General features: G+C 60.7%; 18 protein-coding genes. 9 read left to right on the top strand and 9 right to left on the bottom strand.

Features of this window, described 5'->3' with window-relative positions; genetic code table 11:
• Positions 1-55: 55 nt before the first annotated feature.
• The gene (locus tag CGA22_RS12955) at positions 56-943 is read right to left on the bottom strand and encodes a LysR family transcriptional regulator (RefSeq protein WP_188258607.1); all 888 of its coding nucleotides are present in this window, start codon (positions 941-943) and stop codon (positions 56-58) included.
• Between the two features lie 136 nt (positions 944-1,079).
• On the opposite strand from CGA22_RS12955, the gene lysM reads away from it, so the two are divergent.
• Positions 1,080-1,529, top strand: a complete 450-nt coding sequence (gene lysM / locus CGA22_RS12950; RefSeq protein ID WP_041024605.1) for a peptidoglycan-binding protein LysM — start codon at positions 1,080-1,082, stop codon at positions 1,527-1,529.
• A gap of 109 nt (positions 1,530-1,638) precedes the next feature.
• On the opposite strand, the gene yrfG is transcribed toward lysM, so the two are convergent.
• Positions 1,639-2,301 carry a GMP/IMP nucleotidase gene (gene yrfG, locus CGA22_RS12945; protein WP_041024606.1) on the bottom strand — a complete coding sequence of 221 codons (663 nt, stop codon included), beginning with the start codon at positions 2,299-2,301 and terminating at the stop codon, positions 1,639-1,641.
• An 88-nt stretch (positions 2,302-2,389) separates the two neighbouring features.
• Between yrfG and nudE the strand changes: the two genes are divergently transcribed.
• Together nudE and cysQ are read left to right on the top strand one after the other, a co-directional pair.
• Positions 2,390-2,956 carry an ADP compounds hydrolase NudE gene (gene nudE, locus CGA22_RS12940; protein ID WP_041024607.1) on the top strand — a complete coding sequence of 189 codons (567 nt, stop codon included), beginning with the start codon at positions 2,390-2,392 and terminating at the stop codon, positions 2,954-2,956.
• The gene (gene cysQ / locus CGA22_RS12935) at positions 2,953-3,780 is read left to right on the top strand and encodes a 3'(2'),5'-bisphosphate nucleotidase CysQ (RefSeq protein ID WP_041024608.1); all 828 of its coding nucleotides are present in this window, start codon (positions 2,953-2,955) and stop codon (positions 3,778-3,780) included. Before nudE ends, cysQ begins: the two co-directional genes overlap by 4 nt.
• Before the next feature lie 126 nt (positions 3,781-3,906).
• On the opposite strand, the gene CGA22_RS12930 is transcribed toward cysQ, so the two are convergent.
• The 7 genes from CGA22_RS12930 to rfbB all read right to left on the bottom strand — a co-directional run bounded on the left by CGA22_RS12930 (position 3,907) and on the right by rfbB (position 11,166).
• Positions 3,907-4,362: a YiiD C-terminal domain-containing protein gene (locus CGA22_RS12930; RefSeq protein ID WP_041024609.1), complete on the bottom strand. Its 456-nt coding sequence runs from the start codon at positions 4,360-4,362 to the stop codon at positions 3,907-3,909.
• 37 nt (positions 4,363-4,399) lie between these two features.
• Complete coding sequence (locus CGA22_RS12925) at positions 4,400-5,791, bottom strand: sigma-54-dependent transcriptional regulator (protein ID WP_041024610.1); 1,392 nt, start codon at positions 5,789-5,791, stop codon at positions 4,400-4,402.
• Complete coding sequence (locus tag CGA22_RS12920; protein ID WP_041024611.1) at positions 5,788-7,596, bottom strand: ATP-binding protein; 1,809 nt, start codon at positions 7,594-7,596, stop codon at positions 5,788-5,790. Before CGA22_RS12920 ends, CGA22_RS12925 begins: the two co-directional genes overlap by 4 nt.
• Before the next feature lie 195 nt (positions 7,597-7,791).
• The gene (gene rfbD / locus CGA22_RS12915; RefSeq protein WP_188258606.1) at positions 7,792-8,673 is read right to left on the bottom strand and encodes a dTDP-4-dehydrorhamnose reductase; all 882 of its coding nucleotides are present in this window, start codon (positions 8,671-8,673) and stop codon (positions 7,792-7,794) included.
• Entirely contained in the window at positions 8,670-9,215 is a 546-nt protein-coding gene (gene rfbC, locus CGA22_RS12910) for a dTDP-4-dehydrorhamnose 3,5-epimerase (RefSeq protein WP_041021055.1), read from the bottom strand. The genes rfbD and rfbC overlap by 4 nt, the downstream gene beginning before the upstream one ends.
• Positions 9,212-10,087 (bottom strand): glucose-1-phosphate thymidylyltransferase RfbA, encoded by an 876-nt coding sequence (gene rfbA, locus CGA22_RS12905; protein ID WP_041021056.1) that lies wholly within the window; start codon positions 10,085-10,087, stop codon positions 9,212-9,214. Before rfbA ends, rfbC begins: the two co-directional genes overlap by 4 nt.
• The gene (rfbB, locus tag CGA22_RS12900) at positions 10,084-11,166 is read right to left on the bottom strand and encodes a dTDP-glucose 4,6-dehydratase (protein ID WP_041021057.1); all 1,083 of its coding nucleotides are present in this window, start codon (positions 11,164-11,166) and stop codon (positions 10,084-10,086) included. Before rfbB ends, rfbA begins: the two co-directional genes overlap by 4 nt.
• A gap of 245 nt (positions 11,167-11,411) precedes the next feature.
• On the opposite strand from rfbB, the gene CGA22_RS12895 reads away from it, so the two are divergent.
• The 6 genes from CGA22_RS12895 to CGA22_RS12870 all read left to right on the top strand — a co-directional run bounded on the left by CGA22_RS12895 (position 11,412) and on the right by CGA22_RS12870 (position 19,468).
• Complete coding sequence (locus tag CGA22_RS12895) at positions 11,412-14,324, top strand: aminotransferase (protein WP_188258605.1); 2,913 nt, start codon at positions 11,412-11,414, stop codon at positions 14,322-14,324.
• Positions 14,325-14,545: 221 nt separating this feature from the next.
• Positions 14,546-15,424, top strand: a complete 879-nt coding sequence (gene aguB / locus CGA22_RS12890; RefSeq protein WP_041021059.1) for an N-carbamoylputrescine amidase — start codon at positions 14,546-14,548, stop codon at positions 15,422-15,424.
• A gap of 3 nt (positions 15,425-15,427) precedes the next feature.
• Positions 15,428-16,534, top strand: coding sequence for an agmatine deiminase (aguA, locus tag CGA22_RS12885; protein ID WP_041021060.1), 1,107 nt, complete (start codon positions 15,428-15,430; stop codon positions 16,532-16,534).
• Positions 16,535-16,778: 244 nt separating this feature from the next.
• Entirely contained in the window at positions 16,779-16,979 is a 201-nt protein-coding gene (locus CGA22_RS12880) for a hypothetical protein (RefSeq protein WP_041021061.1), read from the top strand.
• Positions 16,980-17,270: 291 nt separating this feature from the next.
• On the top strand, positions 17,271-17,942 hold the full coding sequence (locus CGA22_RS12875) for a DsbA family protein (RefSeq protein ID WP_041021064.1): 672 nt from the start codon (positions 17,271-17,273) through the stop codon (positions 17,940-17,942).
• 239 nt (positions 17,943-18,181) lie between these two features.
• The gene (locus tag CGA22_RS12870) at positions 18,182-19,468 is read left to right on the top strand and encodes an OprD family porin (RefSeq protein WP_041021062.1); all 1,287 of its coding nucleotides are present in this window, start codon (positions 18,182-18,184) and stop codon (positions 19,466-19,468) included.
• The last annotated feature ends 139 nt before the right edge of the window (positions 19,469-19,607 follow it).

Here is a 19,607-nt window from a genome sequence, read left to right as displayed (position 1 = left end):
GCGGCAATCTGCCACGTCTAATCGCTATTACCGATCTATCGATAGATGGCGTCGATCAAGTTGTAACTGTTGATTTCTGATAGGGGGCGAAACAGGCCTCTGCCAACGCCGAGCGTGGGGCACCGCGGCGCATGATGAGCCCCAGCGGGACCAGGGTTTGCGCGTCAACGATGGGTTGCATGCGCAGGTCTTCGGTCAGCACATCCAGGCCACTGTTCAATGGCATCACCGCGCAACACAACCCGCCGTGGACGGCTTGCAGCAACTGGTGCACCGCGTCGGTTTGCAACACCGGACGGGGTGCGAGGCCGCGGCTGTGGAAGTTGTGGTCGATGGACTGGCGAAAATGCATGCCGCTGGTAAGCATGCCCAAGGGCAATTCGATCAGTGCTTGCCAGGTCAGTGGTTGTTCACCGAAAAAGAAAAAGCGCTGATCGTAGAGCAGGCCCATGCGGGTAGGACTGAACGGCAAGGATTCGAAGCGCTCGTTGTCCAGGCGCTCGAGGTAGGAAACGCCCAGATCGATGCGGTTGTTCGCCAGTTGTTCGAGGATCTGTTCGGAGCTCAGGGACGATAGTTCGAAACGCAGGTCCGGGTGCTCGGCGTGCAGGCGTTGCATCATCGACAACGGGTCGAAGTCGGACAGCGGCACCACACCCAGGCGCAAGGTGCCGACCAGATTGCCACGGCAGGCTGCCGCTTCGGCCTGCAGGCCGTCATAAGCCGCCAGCACCGTTCGCGCCCAAGCCAGCACTCGTTCCCCTGGCGCGGTGAAGCCCTCGAAGCGCTGGCCACGATTGACCAGCGGCAGGTCAAGTTCCTCTTCGAGGCTGCGCAGGCGCATCGACAAGGTCGGTTGGGTGATGTGACAGCGTGCGGCGGCTTGGCCGAAGTGGCGGGTTTCGTCCAGCGCGATGAGAAATTTCAGCTGCTTGATGTCCATCTTCGCTCCAGGGCGCGGGGAGATTTGAATTCTAGCGTTTGCGCGTGACGCGGTCATTGGTCGGCCGGGCACGAGGTTCGTTTCGTTCGGGTCTAGGCTGTTACGTCTGGACATTCAAACCCAGGGAGAGAATACGATGAGCCTTTTCAGTTTTTTGAAAGATGCCGGTGAGAAAATTCTTGATGCGTTGACACCCGACAAGGCCCAGGCCAATGGTGAAGCGCTGACCCGGCACGTGCGGGACGCGCTGACGGGCATTGATACTTCGAAGATCCAGGTGAAGGTCGAGGGCGAAAAAGTCGTAGCCACGGGTGAAGCCGCGAGTCAGGAAGAGAAGGAAAAGATCCTGTTGGCATTGGGTAATGTGGCCGGTATCAGCGGTGTCGATGACCAGATCACGGTGACCGGCCCGGTGGCGAAGGAGGCCAGATTCGTCACGGTCGAAAGAGGCGACACCTTGAGTGCGATTGCCAAGCGGGTCTATGGCGATGCGAACAAGTACATGAAAATCTTCGAGGCCAACAAACCGATGCTCAAGAACCCGGACAAGATCTATCCGGGACAGTCGTTGCGCATTCCTGAGTAGATCCAGGACCGTATAGCCCCTATCGCGAGCAGGCTCGCTCCCACAGGGATCGCTGGAAACCGAAGATCCCTTGTGGGAGCGAGCCTGCTCGCGATGGGAGCAACGCTGTTCAAAGTCCTGCAATCAGATCCCGATAGTCCCCCAGCGCCTCGAACTCCCCCGTATCCTTCGGTCCCTTGCGGCTGTCCGGTTCGCTGACGGCCAGCAGGTGTGCTACGCCGAAATCCCGGGCACTGCGCAATACCGGCAGGGTGTCGTCGATGAACAGGCTGCGAGCCGGGTCGAAGTCCAGGTCGGCTTTCAGCGCGTCCCAGAATTGCGGATTTTCCTTGGGGAAGCCGTAGTCGTGGGAGCTGATCAAGCGCTCGAAATAAGGGGCAAGCTCGATGCGTTCCAGCTTCAGGGACAGCGAGTCGCGATGGGCATTGGTGATCATCACCACGCGCTTGCCGGCTCGCTGGATCGCCGCCAGGAAGGTATCGGCATCCGGGCGCAAGGCGATCAGGTGCGCGGTTTCCAGTTTCAGTTCGCGCACCGGCAGCTTCAGCTCTGTGCTCCAGAAATCCAGGCAGTACCATTGCAACTGGCCGGCGTTGCGTTCGAACAGCGGTTGCAGTTCCATCTCGGCCATGGCCCGGCTCACGCCATGCAGTTCGGCGTAGCGCTGGGGCAGGTGTTCCATCCAGAAGTGGTTGTCGTAATGCAGGTCCAGCAGGGTGCCGTCCATGTCCAGCAGCACCGTGTCGATCTCGTGCCAGGGCAGCAAGGCCATAAAACTTCTCCAGCGGTAATCGGATATCCGCCACAAACAATCAGGATAGGCCGGGTATAGTAGCCTGCTATCGCCCAGGGAGCCGTTTATGCGCCAGAAACCCACCATACTCGATCGACGGATCGTCGCCACCAGCCGCTTGTTTTGTGTGGAGGAGCTGAAGCTGCGTTTTTCCAATGGCGTGGAGCGCACCTACGAGCGTTTGGCGGGCAAGGGGCCGGGTTACGGCGCTGTGATGATCGTGGCGATGCTCGATGCCGACCACGCGGTGTTGGTGGAAGAGTATTGCGGCGGTACCGACGCTTACGAGCTGTCGCTGCCCAAGGGCTTGATCGAGCCGGGTGAGGACGTGCTGGCGGCGGCCGAGCGGGAACTCAAGGAAGAGGCCGGTTTTGGCGCGCGCCAATTGGAGCATCTGACCGAGCTGTCGTTGTCTCCCGGCTACATGAGCCAGAAAATCCAAGTGGTGCTGGCGACGGACCTGTACGAAGAACGGCTGGAAGGTGATGAGCCTGAGCCGATGCGCGTGGACAAGGTCAACCTGCGCGAATTGTCGTCCCTGGCGCAAAATCCACAATTCACCGAGGGCCGCGCCTTGGCGGCGTTGTACCTGGCTCGTGACTTGCTGACCCTGCGCGGAGCGTTCCTGGCATGAATTACCCTCATCCCCTGATGGCCCCGGTGGTCGAACTGGCGCTCAAGGCCGGGGCGGCGATCCTGCCTTTCTGGCGTGCCAACGTGCAGGTTGTCCACAAGGCCGACGAGTCGCCGGTTACCGCCGCGGACATGGCCGCTCACGATGTCATCGTGGCCGGGCTGACGGCCCTGGCCCCGGAGATCCCGATCCTGTCCGAAGAGGACGCCAATATCGCCCAGGATGTGCGCGCCGGCTGGCAACGCTGGTGGTTGGTGGATCCGCTGGATGGGACCAAGGAGTTCATTTCCGGTAGCGAGGAGTTCACCGTCAACATTGCGCTGGTCGAGCAGGGGCACGTGGTGTTTGGCGTGGTATCGATGCCCACCAGCGACCGCTTCTACGTTGGCGGCGCGGGGCTGGGCGCCTGGCGTGGCGACAAGTGCGCCGAGCCTGTGCCGGTAGCGGTGCGCAACGTACCGGCGCCGGGCGAAGCGCTCACCGTGGTCGCCAGCCGCCGTCATAGCAGCCCGGAGCAGGAGCGTCTCTTGAGCGGTCTGAGCCAGAGCCTGGGGGAGTTGCAGCTCACCAGCATCGGCAGTTCATTGAAGTTTTGCCTGGTGGCCGAAGGCGCGGCGGATTGCTATCCACGATTGGCGCCGACGTCCCAGTGGGACACTGCCGCGGCCCAGGGGGTGTTGGAAGGCGCGGGCGGCGAGGTGTTGGACTTGAGCGGCGAGCGGTTCTGCTATCCGCCGCGGGAATCGCTGTTGAATGCGTCGTTCCTGGCGTTGCCGGCGAAAGCGGCGTGGCGTGAGCAACTGCTGGCGCTCGCTCGTTCCTGAGTCTGTGGGAGTAAAGCTTGCTCGCGAAACGAATGCCCCGATGTCCGAAAGACCGCATCGTTTCTATCGCGGGCAAGCCTTGCTCCCACGGAGATCCCCTCGCCACAAAGGTTTTTGACAGCCCGGTCAGCGGTGCAACACGTACTGCCCTTCAAACCGCACCGCCGCTTCTTCGCTGCCCTCATTCACCACTCGCGTTTGCAGGGTCAACCGCGCCCGTCCGTAACGCTGGTAGGTGGCGAGGAAGCGTTTCCAGACCTTCTCCTCAGGCGCGTCACAGAGAACCGCCGCGTCGCGGGTGACCGGCAACGGATAGCTGATCTGTCCTTCCTGAATCACGATATGCCCGTCCTCGATGCCTTCGTCGCGCAGGGCCAGGTGCAGCCAGCCCCAGCCGCCGAGCACGGCGCCGCAATACAGGCTGCCGCCGAACATGGTGCTCTTGTGGTTGACGTTGGCCTCCAGCGGCAGGAACAGGCGCAGTTGTCGGGCCTGCCAATCGAGCACCTTGAGGCCCATGTCGCGGGTCAACGGGATGTCGTGGTGCAGGATCGATTCCAGGTAACGGCTGTCGCGGTTCATTGCGGGGCCTCTTGCTTGAAGGGAGGACAACGATAATTCAATCGGACTCATCGGCCACGCCATGGCTGTTGTCACCGAAGGTCAGCCCATGCTTGCGCAGCTTGTCGTGCAAGGTCTTGCGCGGAATACCCAGGGCTTCGGCGAGGCTGCGTACCGAACTGTGGGGGCGGGCCAGCTCGGCGGCGATCAGGGTTCTCTCGAAATTCTCGACCTGTTCGCTCAAGCCGCCGCTGATCATTTCCACCGGTGCGCCGGGCGTTCCATCCGGCGCACTGTTGTCCAGAGCCAGTTCAAGGCCCAAGGCGAAGCGTTCGGCGGCGTTCTGCAATTCCCGGACGTTGCCCGGCCAGCTGTGGCGCAGCAGCAGCGCCCTTTGCGCCGGTTGCAGCTCATGGGGTGGCAGGCCATGGCGCGCACTGGCTTCATCGGCGAAGTGCTGGAACAGCATCAATGCATCTTCGCCCCGTTCGCGCAACGGCGGTATACGCAACGGTGCGACGTTGAGGCGGTAATACAGGTCGGCGCGAAAGCGTCCCTGGTCGGCGGCCTGGCGCAGGTCTTCCTTGGTCGCGGCGATGACGCGGATGTCCAGCGGGATCTGTTGATTGCCCCCCAAGCGTTCTACCACGCGTTCTTGCAGCAACCGTAGCAGCTTGACCTGGACGTCCAGGCTCATGCTTTCGATTTCATCGAGAAATAGTGTGCCGCCATTGGCGAACTCGAACTTGCCGATGCGACGTTTCTGCGCGCCGGTGAAGGCTCCTGGCTCGTGGCCGAACAGTTCGCTTTCCACCACCGATTCGGCCAGGGCCCCGGCGTTGATCGCCACGAACGGGCCGTTGCGTCGGCTCGAAAGGTCATGCAGCGCGCGGGCCACCACTTCCTTGCCGGCGCCGGTTTCACCGAGGATCAGTACGTCGGCGCGGGTCGCCGCCAATGCGCCGATCTGCTCGCGCAGACGCAGCATCGGTGTTGACTGGCCGACCAGGCGGGCACTCAGTTCATGACGGTCGCTGAGGGCCAGGCGTAGGCTGCGGTTGTCCAACACCAGGCGGCGCAAGGCCAGGGCCCGGCGCACGCTGTCGAGCAGATGGTCGCTGGGGAAGGGTTTTTCCAGGAAGTCATAGGCGCCGGCGCGCATGGCCTGGACCGCCAGCGGCACATCGCCGTGACCGGTGATCAGCAGCACCGGCAGTTCCGGGTCCTGGGCGTGGAGCTGATTCAGCAGTTCGAGGCCGTCGATGCCCGGCATGCGAATGTCGCTGACCACCACACCCGGCCAGTCTCGGGGCAGTTGCCCGGCAAGGCCCTTGGCCTCGGCCAGGGACAGGAGGCTCAGGCCGGCCAGGTCGAGGGTCTGGCTCAGGGCCTGACGCAGGTGGGGATCGTCGTCGATCAGCACCACCTCAATCCGGTTGTCGATGGTCATACGCTACGGTCCTCGGATGGTTGCAAGCTTACCCCAGGCGCGCCGGCACGCAATTTGAGGGTGATCAGGGCGCCGCCCTCCTTGTGGTTGGCGAACGACAGTTCGCCACCGAAGGCGCGCATCAGGGTGTCGCAGATCGCCAGCCCCAGCCCCAGGCCCTGGGTACGGGTCTTGGTGGTGTAGAAGGGTTCGCCGGCACGGCCCAGGGCTTCCATGCAAAAGCCCGGGCCGTTATCGCGGATGTACAGGTTGACGCCGGTTTCGGTGGCCTGGGCACTGAGCCAGAGTTTGCGTGGAGGGCCTTTTTCGGTCAGGGCGTCGAGGGCATTGGCCAGCAGGTTGCCGAGGACCTGACGCAAGCGGGTCTCTCCGGCCTCGACCCACAGCGTGGCAGCCGGCAGGTCGCGGATCAGCTCCACTTCCATGCTGCGCCGGCGCTTGGCGAGCAGCGCCAGGGCATCGTCCAGGGCCGGTTGCAGGGCAACGCTTTCCGGCGCATGGCGGTCGCGGCGGGCAAAGGCCCGCAGGTGGGCGATGATCGACGCCATGCGCCCGGTCAGTTCATTGATCAGCTTGAGGTTGCCCCTGGCGTCCTCGGTGCGCTGATGGTCGAGCAATATCTCGGCGTTTTCCGCGTAGCTGCGAATCGCTGCCAGCGGCTGGTTGAGTTCGTGGCTGATGCTGGCCGACATGGTGCCCAATGCCGACAGCTTGCCGGCCTGCACCAGGTCATCCTGGGCGCGGACAAGCTCCTGTTGCGCCTGCTCGCGTTCCAGGACTTCCTGCTTCAGCCGCCGGTTCAGTCCTTCCAGATCGCTGGTGCGCTCGGCCACCCGGCCTTCCAGCTCGTGGCGCGCCTTGCCTTCGAAGGCAATCCGGTCCAGGTAGTGCCGCCTGCGTTGCATCATCAAGCCGAGCAACAGCATCAAGACCAGCAGCGCTGCACCGCCGGTGGCGACGACGGTGCGCACAGGGCGGTCGATCAGGGTACGTGGAGCGAGGATGCTGACGCTCCATCCCGTTTCTTCGATGGTCTGGGTCTGGGTCAGCCAGGCCTGTGGATCCAGGTTCAGCGGCTTCGGATCGCGGGTCGGGTAGGGTTGCACGGCACTGATTGCGTTGTGTTCTTCGTCGCTTAATGGGCGGGTCGAGCGGAATCGCCATTCCTGTCGTGAAGTCAGGATGACCACCCCGTTGTGATCGGTCACCAGCAACTGTTCCGGGGTCTTGCCCCACAGGCTTTCGGTGTGGTCCAGGTCGACCTTGACCACCAGCACACCGATGACGCGGTCGCGCTCACGCACGGCAGCGGCGAAGAAATAACCACGCTTGGCCGACGTGGTGCCCAGGCCGAAGAAGCGCCCCAGGCGTCCGGCCATGGCTTCGATGTAGTACGGCCGGAAGGCGAAATTGCGCCCGACGAAACTGTCGTGCTTGTCCCAGTTCGAGGCCGCCAGCGTCTTGCCGGTGGCGTCCATCAGGTACATCACCTCGGCGCCGGTCTGGGTGCTGATGTTTTTCAGGAGCTGGTTGGCGTTGCTTTGGGCGAATTCATCGTTCGGGGCAGATAGCGTCGCACGCAGTGCCGGCAGGTCGCCGAGAATCTGCGGCAAGACTTCATAGCGGTGCAATGTGCCCAGCAGGTTGGCGACGTAAAGGTCCAGGGTCTGGCGATTCTGCCCGGCCAGTTCGCTACGGTAATAGCGCTCGGCCAGATGCTCCAGCGGCCAAAGCAACGGTGCCAGGCACAGTGCAAGCAAGGCCAGGCTGCGCCAGCGGGGTCTGCGGGGAAGCGTTGAATTCATGAGCGTGCGCCTGTAGGAACAAGCGCATTATGCCTAGTGTCCTGTCTCGGAAATACGTTCTTTTTTGGCGAGTGGCTTGGGTGTTCGGCCAGGGCGCCGCGACGAGTCATAGCAGGGCTATGGCGAGGAGTGGCAACGCCGGCCGGGCACCCAAGACGCCGCCAAAAATGAACAGCTTATTTCCGAGACCGGACACTAGTGTCGCTCGGCAAGACACTGCTGCAACGCGCTTCGCCAGTCTGGCTGGCTCACCCCCCATTCCTGGAGCAGACGTGTGCAATCCAGGCGCGAGTTCAGGGGGCGTGGGGCCGGCGTCGGGTATTCGTCGGACGGGATGGGCTCAATGACCGCACAAGACTTGTGCTGTTCGATCAATCGTTCACCGATGGCCTGGGCAAAGCCGAACCAGGACGTCTCGCCCTGGGCGGTCAGGTGATAGGTGCCCCAGGTGCCGCACCGACCGGCCTGCCAATGCTCGATGAGCTTGGCAGTACTGTCGGCGATGGTTCCAGCCCAGGTTGGCGCTCCGACCTGATCGGCTACCACCCGCAGGTGTGGTTTTTCCTGGAGCAGACGCTGCATGGTCAGGAGAAAGTTGCGGCCTTCGGTCGAGTACACCCAGCTGGTGCGCAATATCAGGTGCTGGCCGCCGGCTTGGCGGATGGCCTCCTCGCCGGCCAGTTTGCTGCGCCCATAGACGCTCAACGGGTTGGGTGTGTCTTCCTCTGTGTAGGGCGCCGGTTTGCGGCCATCGAAGACATAATCGGTGGAGTAGTGGATCAGCGGGGCGCCCAGCTCGTTTGCTGCGAGGGCCAGGATTCCCGGTGCGGTGGCGTTGATGGCAAAGGCCAGTTCCGGCTCGCTCTCGGCCTGGTCGACGGCTGTGTGGGCGGCGGCGTTAATGATCAGGTCGGGGCGCAGGGCACCGATGTGGGAGCGCAGTTGATCCGGGCGTGCCAGGTCAAGCTGATCGCTGCCGCGGACAATCATCTCGCCACTGTCTGCCAGGCGCGATTGGAGTGCCCGGGACACCTGGCCGTTCTTGCCAATGATCAGGATTCGCAAGGACTTACTCATGGGAACAGGTCGGCTTCATACAGGGACTTGCCGTTCTGGTCCTTGGGCGACAGGGTGGGTCGCCCCGCCAATTCCCAGTCGATAGCCAGGTCGGGATCGTCCCAACGGATGCAACGTTCGGCCGAAGGCGCGTAGTAGTCCGTGGTTTTATAGAGAAAATCCGCTGACTCGCTCAGTACCATAAAACCGTGGGCAAAGCCTGGCGGAACCCACAGCTGCCGCTGGTTCTGCGCCGACAGATGCACGCTCTCCCACTGGCCGAAAGTGGGCGAGCTGCGGCGAATGTCCACCGCCACGTCCAGTACCTCGCCGGCGATGACACGCACGAGCTTTCCCTGGGCCTGTTCGATCTGATAATGCAGGCCGCGCAGCACACCCTTGGTCGAGCGCGAATGGTTGTCCTGGACGAACTGCAGGTCACAGCCAGTGGCTTCTGCGAATGCCCGGGCATTGAAACTTTCGTAGAAAAAGCCGCGGTCGTCGCCGAAGACTTTCGGCTCGATGATCAGGACTTCCGGCAATCGGGTGGCGATGACGTTCAACGTGTTTCTCCGGCGATCTTGAACAAGTACTGGCCGTAGCCGGTCTTGCCGAAGTACTCGGCACGCTCAAGTATGTGCTCGCGGCTGACCCAGCCCTGTTGGTAGGCGATTTCTTCCAGGCACGCTACTTTCAGGCCTTGGCGATGTTCGATGGTCTGCACGTATTGCGAGGCTTCCAGCAGGCTGTCGTGAGTGCCGGTGTCCAACCAGGCGAAACCACGACCGAATCGCTCGACATGCAGGTCGCCGCGTTGCAGATAGACGTTGTTGACGTCGGTGATCTCCAGTTCGCCGCGTTTGGAGGGTTTGATCGACTTGGCGATCTGGATCACGTCGTTATCGTAGAAATACAAGCCGGTGACCGCATAGCTGGACTTGGGCTCGGCGGGTTTTTCTTCAATGGAAAGGGCATGACCTTCAGCGTCGAAGTCGATCACGCCAAAACGCTCCGGATCCTTGACCCAATAGCCGAATACGGTCGCACCCTGCTGCCGATTGACTGCGGTCTGCAGTTGTTCGCCGAAATGCTGTCCGTGGAAAATGTTATCGCCCAGGATCAGGCACACTGGATCGCTGCCAATGAATTGTTCGCCGATCAGAAACGCCTGGGCCAGGCCATCGGGTGACGGCTGTTCGGCGTAGCTGATCTGCACACCGAATTGGCTGCCATTGCCCAGCAGGTTGCGGTATTGCGGCAGATCCTGCGGGGTGGAGATCACCAGGATGTCCTTGATACCCGCAAGCATCAGTACCGAGATCGGGTAGTAGATCATCGGTTTGTCGTAAACCGGCAAGAGTTGCTTGGAAACCCCGAGGGTAATCGGGTGCAGGCGTGTGCCGGAACCACCTGCCAGAACAATGCCCTTCATCATGCGATGGATTCCTTTTCGTCGAGCGAGCCGAGGCGCTCGCCCTGATAGCTGCCGTCCTGGACACGACGGCACCATTGCAGGTTCTCAAGGTACCACTGCACGGTTTTGCGCAGGCCCGTGTCGAAGGTTTCCCTGGGCGTCCAGCCCAGTTCCCGTTCGATCTTGCCTGCATCGATGGCATAGCGCAGGTCGTGGCCGGGGCGGTCCCTGACGAAGGTGATCAGGTCGACATAGTGCTCGATCCCGTCGGGCTTGCTCGGCGCCAGCTCTTCGAGCAACGCGCAGATGCTGCGCACGACGTCGATGTTCTTTTGTTCGTTGTGGCCGCCAATATTGTAGGTCTCGCCGACCACGCCTTCGGTGACGACTTTCAGCAGTGCCCGGGCATGATCTTCGACATACAGCCAATCCCGCACCTGTTGCCCGTCGCCGTAGACCGGCAATGGCTTGCCGGCCAAGGCGTTGAGGATCACCAGCGGAATCAGCTTTTCAGGGAAGTGGAACGGCCCGTAGTTGTTGGAGCAGTTGGTCAGCAGCACGGGCAAGCCGTAGGTACGCTGCCAGGCACGGACCAGATGGTCGGACGCCGCCTTGCTGGCGGAATAAGGGGAGCTGGGTGCATACGGGGTGGTTTCGGTGAACAGGTCATCTACGCCGTGCAGGTCGCCGTACACTTCGTCGGTGGAGATATGGTGGAAACGAAACGCCTGTTTCTGCGGTTCAGGCAGGGTCTGCCAGTAGGCACGGGTAGCTTCCAGAAGGCTGTAGGTGCCCACGATATTGGTCTGGATGAAGTCCGCCGGGCCATCAATGGAACGGTCCACATGGGACTCCGCTGCCAGATGCATGACTGCATCGGGCTTGAACCGCGCCAGCACTGCACTGACTGTGGCTTGATCGACGATATCGGCCTGTACGAACTCATAACGACTGTTGTGATCGACGCTGCTCAGCGATTCGAGATTGCCAGCGTACGTCAGTTTATCGAGGTTCAGGATCTGGTGTTCGGTATCAAGGATCAAATGCCTTACGAGGGCCGAGCCGATGAAACCGGCACCGCCAGTGATGAGAATGCGCATCCGGTTAAGCCTTTTTTCCATGAAACGACAAAATATGGAGCATAGCTTGTCGACATGCGGATGACGGTGCAAGTGGGATATTTCGGGCGGTGTCCCCGAATCTGGAGGTCGCCCCTGTAATGGAACTTGCCAAAGGTAGGCAAGAAGACCTGCGGACGCCCGCTCTTCCAACAAAGAGGGGTTGCTTATTCTCCAACTCAATGGCGTGATAGGTGTTCAATAAAAACCACATCAGGGGTCGTTGTATGCCGCTCGCTACGTTGGTTCACCGTGCCAGTTTGCCAAGCCCACAGATCAGCGCCGAGCAGGCGTTGGTGCTGCTGCGCTTGAACTATGGACTCAGCGGTGACCTGCGACCCCTTGGCAGCCAGCAGGATCTCAATTACCGCGTCGACAGCGAGCGCGGGCGGTTTGTGTTGAAAATTTGCCATGGCGACTACGCTGTCCAGGAGCTCCAGGCCCAGCATGCGGCCCTCAGGCAACTGGCCAGCCACGGTGCGGTAAAAGTGCCACGGGTGATCGTGGCCAGTAACGGCCAGGATCTGTTGACGCTCGACGTCGACGGGCAGGCGGTTCACGTTCGGCTGCTGGAGTACATCGACGGCCAGCCCCTGACCCAACTCAAGCATCTGGGGCTGGAGCTGGTGAGCGGCCTGGGTCGCTTGTGTGCGGAAGTCGATCTGGCCTTGGCCACGTTCGATCATCCGGGCCTGGAGCGCACCCTGCAATGGGACGCCCGCCATGCCAATGCGCTGATCGGCCATCTGCTGCCGGTCATTCAGGACGATCAACGTCGCGGTCTGATCGCCGAGGTGGCGCAACAGGCCGAACGACGCCTGCATCCGCTCAAGGCCCACCTGCCGGTGCAAGCCATCCACATGGACCTGACCGATGACAATGTCGTCTGGCAGCGCGATGCCCAGCGCCAGTGGCAATTGCAAGGCGTAATCGATTTCGGCGACCTGATCCGCACCTGGCGCATCACCGAGCTGTCAGTGACGTGTGCTGCGTTGTTGCATCACGCCAATGGGGATCCGCTCTTCATCCTGCCGGCGGTCCAGGCTTATCACGGGACGAACCCGTTGCAGCGTGAAGAATTGCTGGCGCTCTGGCCACTCATTGTGGCGCGCGCCGCCGTGCTGGTGCTCAGTGGCGAACAACAGGTTTCCATCGACCCGGACAACGCCTACAGCCGCGCTAATCTGGAGCATGAATGGGAAATCTTCCGGGTTGCCCAATCGGTGCCGTTCGAACTGATGGAAGCGGCAATCCTGAGCGCCGTTGGCCAGAATCTGCCACCGATTGTCAGTGAAGGTTTTGTACCGCTGTTGCCGACCCTGGTGGGCCGCGAGTTCGCCCTGATCGACCTGGGGGTGCTGAGCCCGCATTTCGAGGCTGGTAACTGGGAGCAGCCGGGTATCGACCAGCGTCTGTTAAGCGAAGCCGCCACCGTTCACGGATTGGCCGCCAGCCGTTACGGCCAGTACCGGCTGTCGCGCACCCGGCCGGACAGTGCTGTGGAGCCCGATACCTGCCCGCTGCATGTGGAGCTGCATGTACCTCACGGCACGCCGCTCGAGTCTCCGTTTGCCGGGGTATTGCACAAGACCGCCGACGGCATGCTGCAACTGGACAGTGCACAGTTGAGCATTCGGTTATGGGGTGTGGCATCGCCGCTGCATGCCGGGGCCGCACTGGTGAAGGGACAGGTATTGGGCGAAGTGGCTGGCCCGTTGCGGGTGCAGTTATGCCGAGGCGCGCACCTGAACCCTCCGTTGTTCTGCACCCCGTCCGCAGCCCCCGCCTGGCAGGCGTTGTGCCCTTCACCGGCGGTATTGCTCGGGCTGGCTTGCGATGCCGAGGAGGAAGTCGACGCCAAGGTGTTGCTGGCCCGTCGCGATGCCAGCTTCGCCCGTACCCAGAAACATTACTACGTCGACCCGCCGCGCATCGAGCGTGGCTGGCGCAACCACCTGATCGACATGCAGGGGCGCTCCTACCTCGACATGCTCAATAACGTCGCGGTATTGGGGCACGGCCACCCACGCATGGCGGCCGTGGCTGCCCGGCAGTGGTCGCTGCTCAATACCAACTCCCGCTTTCACTACGCGGCGATTGCCGAGTTTTCCGAACGGTTATTGTCACTGGCGCCGTCGAACATGGATCGGGTGTTCCTGGTCAACAGCGGCACCGAGGCCAACGACCTGGCGATCCGCCTGGCCTGGGCCTACAGCGGCGGACGGGACATGCTCAGTGTGTTGGAGGCCTACCATGGCTGGTCGGTGGCGGCGGATGCGGTCTCGACGTCCATCGCCGACAACCCCAAAGCCCTGAGCAGCCGCCCGGACTGGGTGCACCCGGTGACCGCGCCCAATACTTATCGCGGTGAATTCCGTGGCCCCGACAGCGCGCCGGACTACGTGCGCAGTGTCGAGCACAACCTGGCGAAAATTGCCGAGCAGAAGCGCCAGCTGGCCGGTTTCATCTGCGAGCCGGTGTACGGCAATGCCGGCGGTATCGCGTTGCCACCTGGCTATTTGAAGCAGGTCTATGATCTGGTTCGCGAGCGAGGCGGCGTGTGCATCGCTGACGAAGTGCAGGTCGGCTACGGGCGTATGGGCGAGTTTTTCTGGGGCTTCGAAGAGCAGGGCGTGGTGCCGGATATCATTACCATGGCCAAGGGCATGGGTAATGGGCAGCCGCTGGGTGCGGTCATCACCCGCCGGGAAATCGCCGAGGCGTTGGAAGCCGAAGGTTATTTCTTCTCGTCGTCCGGTGGCAGTCCGGTCAGTTGCCAGATCGGCATTGCCGTGCTGGATGTCATGGAGGAAGAAGGGCTATGGGAGAACGCCCGGGTGGTGGGCGGTCACTTCAAGGCACGACTGCAAGCCCTGATCGATCGATACCCATTGGTCGGCGCGGTGCATGGTTCCGGGTTCTATCTGGGCCTGGAGCTGATCCGCAACCGTGAAACCCTGGAGCCAGCGACCGAAGAAACCGCGACGCTGTGCAACCGTCTTCGGGAGTTGGGCATCTTCATGCAACCCACCGGTGATTACCTGAACATTCTCAAGATCAAGCCACCGATGGTCACGACCCGTCAGAGTGTGGATTTCTTCGTCGATATGCTGGCGAAAGTGTTGGACGAAGGACTCTGACCCGAGGCTGATGCTTCCCGGCAGGCTTGCTTCTCCAGATTGATCGCGAATATTTTCCGATTTTTATCGGTGATATTCGCGATTTTTTTTGCCTTGAATAATTTTTCAACTTTAAAGTTCGATTTTTATCGGCTATAAAGTCTCCGTTGCCGGAGCTATGGTTGCTTCGTGCCCGCTGTAATCCTCTTTGTCGTCCGCTGCACATCGCCCGGAGATGATTCATGAGCCGTATCGTTACCGTCGCCGCCACCCAGATGGCCTGTTCCTGGGACCTTGAAGCCAACATCGAGACCGCTGAAAATCGGGTTCGCGAGGCCGCAGCCAAAGGCGCCCAGATCATCCTGATCCAGGAACTGTTCGAGACACCGTACTTCTGCCAGAAGACGAATCCGGACTACCTGCTGCTGGCCACCACGGTTGAAGAGAACGTAGCCATCAAGCATTTCCAGAAGCTGGCGAAAGAGCTGCAGGTTGTGCTACCGATCAGCTTCTTCGAGCTGGCCGGACGTGCGCGTTTCAACAGCGTTGCAATCATCGACGCCGATGGTCGGAACCTGGGTGTGTACCGCAAGAGCCACATTCCGGACGGTCCCGGCTACCATGAGAAGTATTACTTCAACCCTGGGGATACCGGTTTCAAGGTCTGGAATACCCGTTATGCGAAGATAGGCGTGGGCATCTGCTGGGACCAGTGGTTTCCCGAATGTGCCCGCAGCATGGCGCTGCAGGGCGCGGAAATATTGTTCTACCCGACTGCCATCGGCAGTGAGCCGCACGACAAGACCATTTCGTCCCGGGATCACTGGCAGCGTGTGCAACAAGGCCATGCGGGCGCCAACGTGATGCCGCTGGTGGCCAGTAACCGTATCGGCAATGAGGAACAGGACGGTTACGACATCACCTTCTACGGCTCTTCGTTCATCGCCAATCAGTTCGGTGAAAAAGTCCAGGAACTGGACGAGACCGAAGAAGGTGTATTGGTACACAGCTTCGATCTCGATGAGTTGGAGCGTATTCGTAGTGCCTGGGGCATTTTCCGGGATCGCCGTCCGAACCTGTACGGAGCGATCAAAACCCTCGATGGCTCACTGGAGTCCTGATTCATGACAACGTTGCACAGCACTCCCCGCGCGGATGGTTTTTACATGCCTGCCGAGTGGGCAACCCAGACCCAGGTCTGGATGATCTGGCCCGAGCGCCCGGACAACTGGCGCCTGGGCGGCAAGCCCGCGCAGGCTGCCCACGTCGCGGTCGCCAAGGCCATCGCCCGCTTTGAACCGGTGACCGTGGCGGTGTCTGCGGCTCAATATGAAAACGCCCGGGCGCGCCTCGACGTACCGAATATCCGCCTGGTGGAGATGTCCAGCGACGACGCCTGGGTCCGGGACACCGGCCCGACGTTCGTTATCAATGACAATGGCGACGTACGCGGTGTCGACTGGGATTTCAACGCCTGGGGCGGTTTTGACGGCGGGCTGTACTCACCGTGGAACCGGGACTCGCAAGTAGCCAGCAAGATCCTCGAGATCGAGCGCAGCCCGCGTTACCGCACTGAAGGTTTCGTGCTCGAGGGTGGTTCCATCCACGTCGATGGCGAAGGCACCGTGATCACTACCGAGGAATGCCTGCTCAATCGCAACCGTAACCCGCACTTGAGCCGCGAGGAAATCGAGGCGGTGCTCAGCGCCCAATTGGCGGTGGACAAGATCATCTGGCTGCCGGATGGCCTGTTCAATGACGAAACCGACGGCCATGTGGATAACTTCTGCTGCTACGTGCGTCCAGGGGAAGTGTTGCTCGCCTGGACCGACGATCCACAGGATCCGAATTACGCACGCTGTCACGCTGCGATGGATGTGTTGCAAAACAGCACCGACGCCAAAGGGCGCTCTTTCATGGTGCACAAAATGCCGATTCCGGGGCCGTTGTATGCCACCGAGGCAGAATGCGCCGGCGTGGATGCGGTGGAGGGTTCCCAGGAGCGCAATCCGAGCGTGCGACTGGCCGGCTCCTACGTCAACTTCCTGATCGTCAATGGCGGCATCATCGCGCCAAGCTTCGACGATCCGCTGGATGCCACGGCCAGGGAGATTCTGCAGGACCTGTTTCCACAGCACGAAGTGGTCATGGTTCCGGGTCGTGAACTGTTACTGGGGGGCGGAAATATCCATTGCCTTACTCAACAGCAACCGGCGCCGTACACAAAATGAGTGGCGATGTAACAGCTTGATGATATTGACTGCGCCGGCTCTGCGTCGGCGTTTTTGGATCCATTCAAGCGAGCCCGCAGCCCGATTGGGGTGCGGGCTTTTTTGCGCCTGTTTATTGGCGGTACCGGATACATTGGCATAGCTCTTGTATCTGCATCCCGGCAGTTCCGAAGAGCGGAGCTGCGTTGATTTGTAATAAACCTTGGATAAATTTGCCGCTCATCAACCAGGAGAGGGCGCTGGAATGAATATGATAAGCGAGCGCACATGCCATCCCTTGGCCGTTAATGGTGAGTCGCTTCAAGCCCTGGCGCAGTGGTTGAAGTCCAATGGAACGCGTCAGATCAGAGAACCTGATCCGCGTCGGCTGATCATGGAGCGCTACCCCGCTGGATTGTTCAGCGAGGCGGAGCTGGAAGCGTTGTGGGATGTCATGCAAGGATAAGAATTCGACGGATTGATAAAAAGCGCTGGCCGGGATGGCAGCGCTTTTTTTGTGTGCACGGACCAGAGACTGAAACAGACCCTGTGGGAGCGAGCCTGCTCGCGATAGCGACGGATCAGCTGCATCGATGCCAGCTGGTACACCGCTATCGCGAGCAGGCTCGCTCCCACAGGGGGGCACGGGATTCGACCGATTCACGAAACAGACTGAAAGCCATTCCGACGTTTTTCCGCGACCTCCCTGAGGCTACGCTGCCGTTACTCAGTCCTGACGGCTAGCGGAGTTTCCATGATCACCCTTCATTACATCTACGACCCGCTCTGCGGCTGGTGCTACGGTGCCAAGCCGCTGGTGCAAGCCGCCCGTGCGGTACTGCCGGTGATCGCCCATGGCGGCGGCATGATGACCGGTGCCAATCGCCAACCGGTCTCACCCCAATTGCGCAATTACGTCATGCCCCATGACCGGCGGATCGCCGAATACACCGGCCAGCCGTTTGGTGAGGCCTATTTCGAGGGATTGCTGCGGGACGAACGTGCGGTGTTCGACTCGGCGCCACCCATCGCAGCGATTCTCGCTGCCGAGCAACTGGGTGGACGGGGGTTGGACCTGCTGGAGCGCTTGCAAACCGCACATTACGTTGAAGGCCGCAGAATTGCCGATGAAGCGGTGCTGCTGGAACTGGCCCAGGCCATCGGACTTGAATCCGAGGCATTCCAGTCGGTTTTCACCGTGGTTGATGTGGAGGCTCATATCAAGGCCAGCCGTGCCTTGCTGGCCCAGGTCGGTGGCCAGGGCTTCCCGACCCTGGTCCTGCAACAGGATGGGCAGTTCACACGAGTGGACATTGGTCCTTGGCTTGGCAAACCCGAGGCATTCGCCGAGTGGTTGAATCTGTCCTTGCCGGTGCAGGCCTCTTCTCCGACCCCGGTCTGCAGCCTGGATGGATGTCCGGGGTCTTAGACGTTTTTCGCCTGATTACAGACGATTAACGAAATTGACACATTCTTGAAGGCGCGGCTAGGATTCGTCCCACGCCTGTGGCTAACAGCCATGACTCTTAAATAATAAAAAGGCCCGACACGATTTCTCGTGGGCGGGCCTTTTCATTATTTCAGGGGCAAGAGTTCGAAAAGAGCGCAAAAAGCGCCATTTCGGCTGCCGGTCGCAGTGCGTATCAACCCATTACAAGGAAAACAATTATGTTGAACACGCGCATCGGTTTGATCGCACTGGGGATTTTGAGCACGACCCAAGCCATGGCCAGCGACCAGTCTGAGTCCAATGGATTCGTTGAAGACAGCAGCCTGAAAGTGCTGTTGCGCAACGCGTATATCAATCGTGACTACAAAGATGGCAACCGGGACAAAGCCGAATGGGGACAGGCGGCCATCGGTACGTTCTCGTCCGGCTTTACCCAAGGCACCGTCGGTGTGGGGGTGGACGCCTTTGGCCTGTACGCATTGCGTCTGGATGGTGGCAAAGGCCGCAGCGGTGCGGGCGGCATCGACTTCTTCAAGCAAGGCGATAGCGGTAACGCGGCGGATGATCTGTCCAAGTTCGGTGCAGCGGTGAAGTTCCGCGTCTCCAACACGGTGTTGGCCTATGGTGACCAGATGCCGGCCTTGCCGGTGTTGAGTTACGACAACTCGCGGCTGTTGCCGGAAAGCTATACCGGCACGCTGGTCACGTCCAAAGAGATCAAGGGCCTGGAACTGAACGCCGGCCGTTTCACCGCTGAATCGCGCAAGAGCGCCGAAGGTCGCGACAGCGGCGGACTGAAGTCGATCAACGTATTGGGCGGCAGTTATCAGTTCACCGAGCAATTCAAGGCCGCGCTCTACGCCTCGGATGTCGAAGATGTGCTGAAGAAGCAATACGTCAACGCCAACTACGTGTTCCCACTGGCGAAGGATCAGTCCCTGACGCTGGACTTCAATGGCTACCGCACCAAGCTGGACAACGACTACGTTCGTGAGAACAACGTCACTGGCGATGACAACAAGATCTGGAGTCTGGCCGCCACCTTCGCTACCGGGCCGCACAGCTTCACGCTCGCTCACCAGCGCAGCACGGGCGACAGCAACCTGGGGTATGCCTACGGTGGCTATCAGCGTGAACAGAATCGGGTGGGGGACGGCGGTAACACGATCTACCTGGCCAACTCCTACTGGTCCGATTTCAACGCTGAAGATGAACGTAGCTGGCAACTGGGCTACGGCCTGGATTTCACCACGTTCGGCGTTCCCGGCCTGACCTATAACGTCGCTTACGTGCGTGGCGATAACATCACCACCTCCACCAGTGAAGGAGGCACCGAGCGCGAGATTTTCAACCAGCTCAAATACGTGGTCCAGAACGGTCCGGCCAAGGATCTCAGCGTGAGGTTGCGCAGTTCCGTCCTGCGTGTTTCGCAAAAATCCAGCGAGTACAACGTCAGCGGCAACGAGCTGCGAGTGTTCGTGGATTACCCGATCAATGTCTTCTGAGGCTTGATCGCATCAGCTGAGCCAGAAAAAACCCTCGAATCCAAATTCGGGGGTTTCTGGCTTTTGGCGCCAGAAATATTGCTGTAATCGACTGTTTTCCCGATAAAAAGTCGTACTAGTGGCTCTTCACCCTTCGTTT

Source organism: Pseudomonas sp. PSB18 (genome assembly GCF_014596565.1).
Classification (GTDB): Bacteria; Pseudomonadota; Gammaproteobacteria; order Pseudomonadales; family Pseudomonadaceae; genus Aquipseudomonas.
This window is presented reverse-complemented; position numbering and strand designations above follow the sequence as displayed.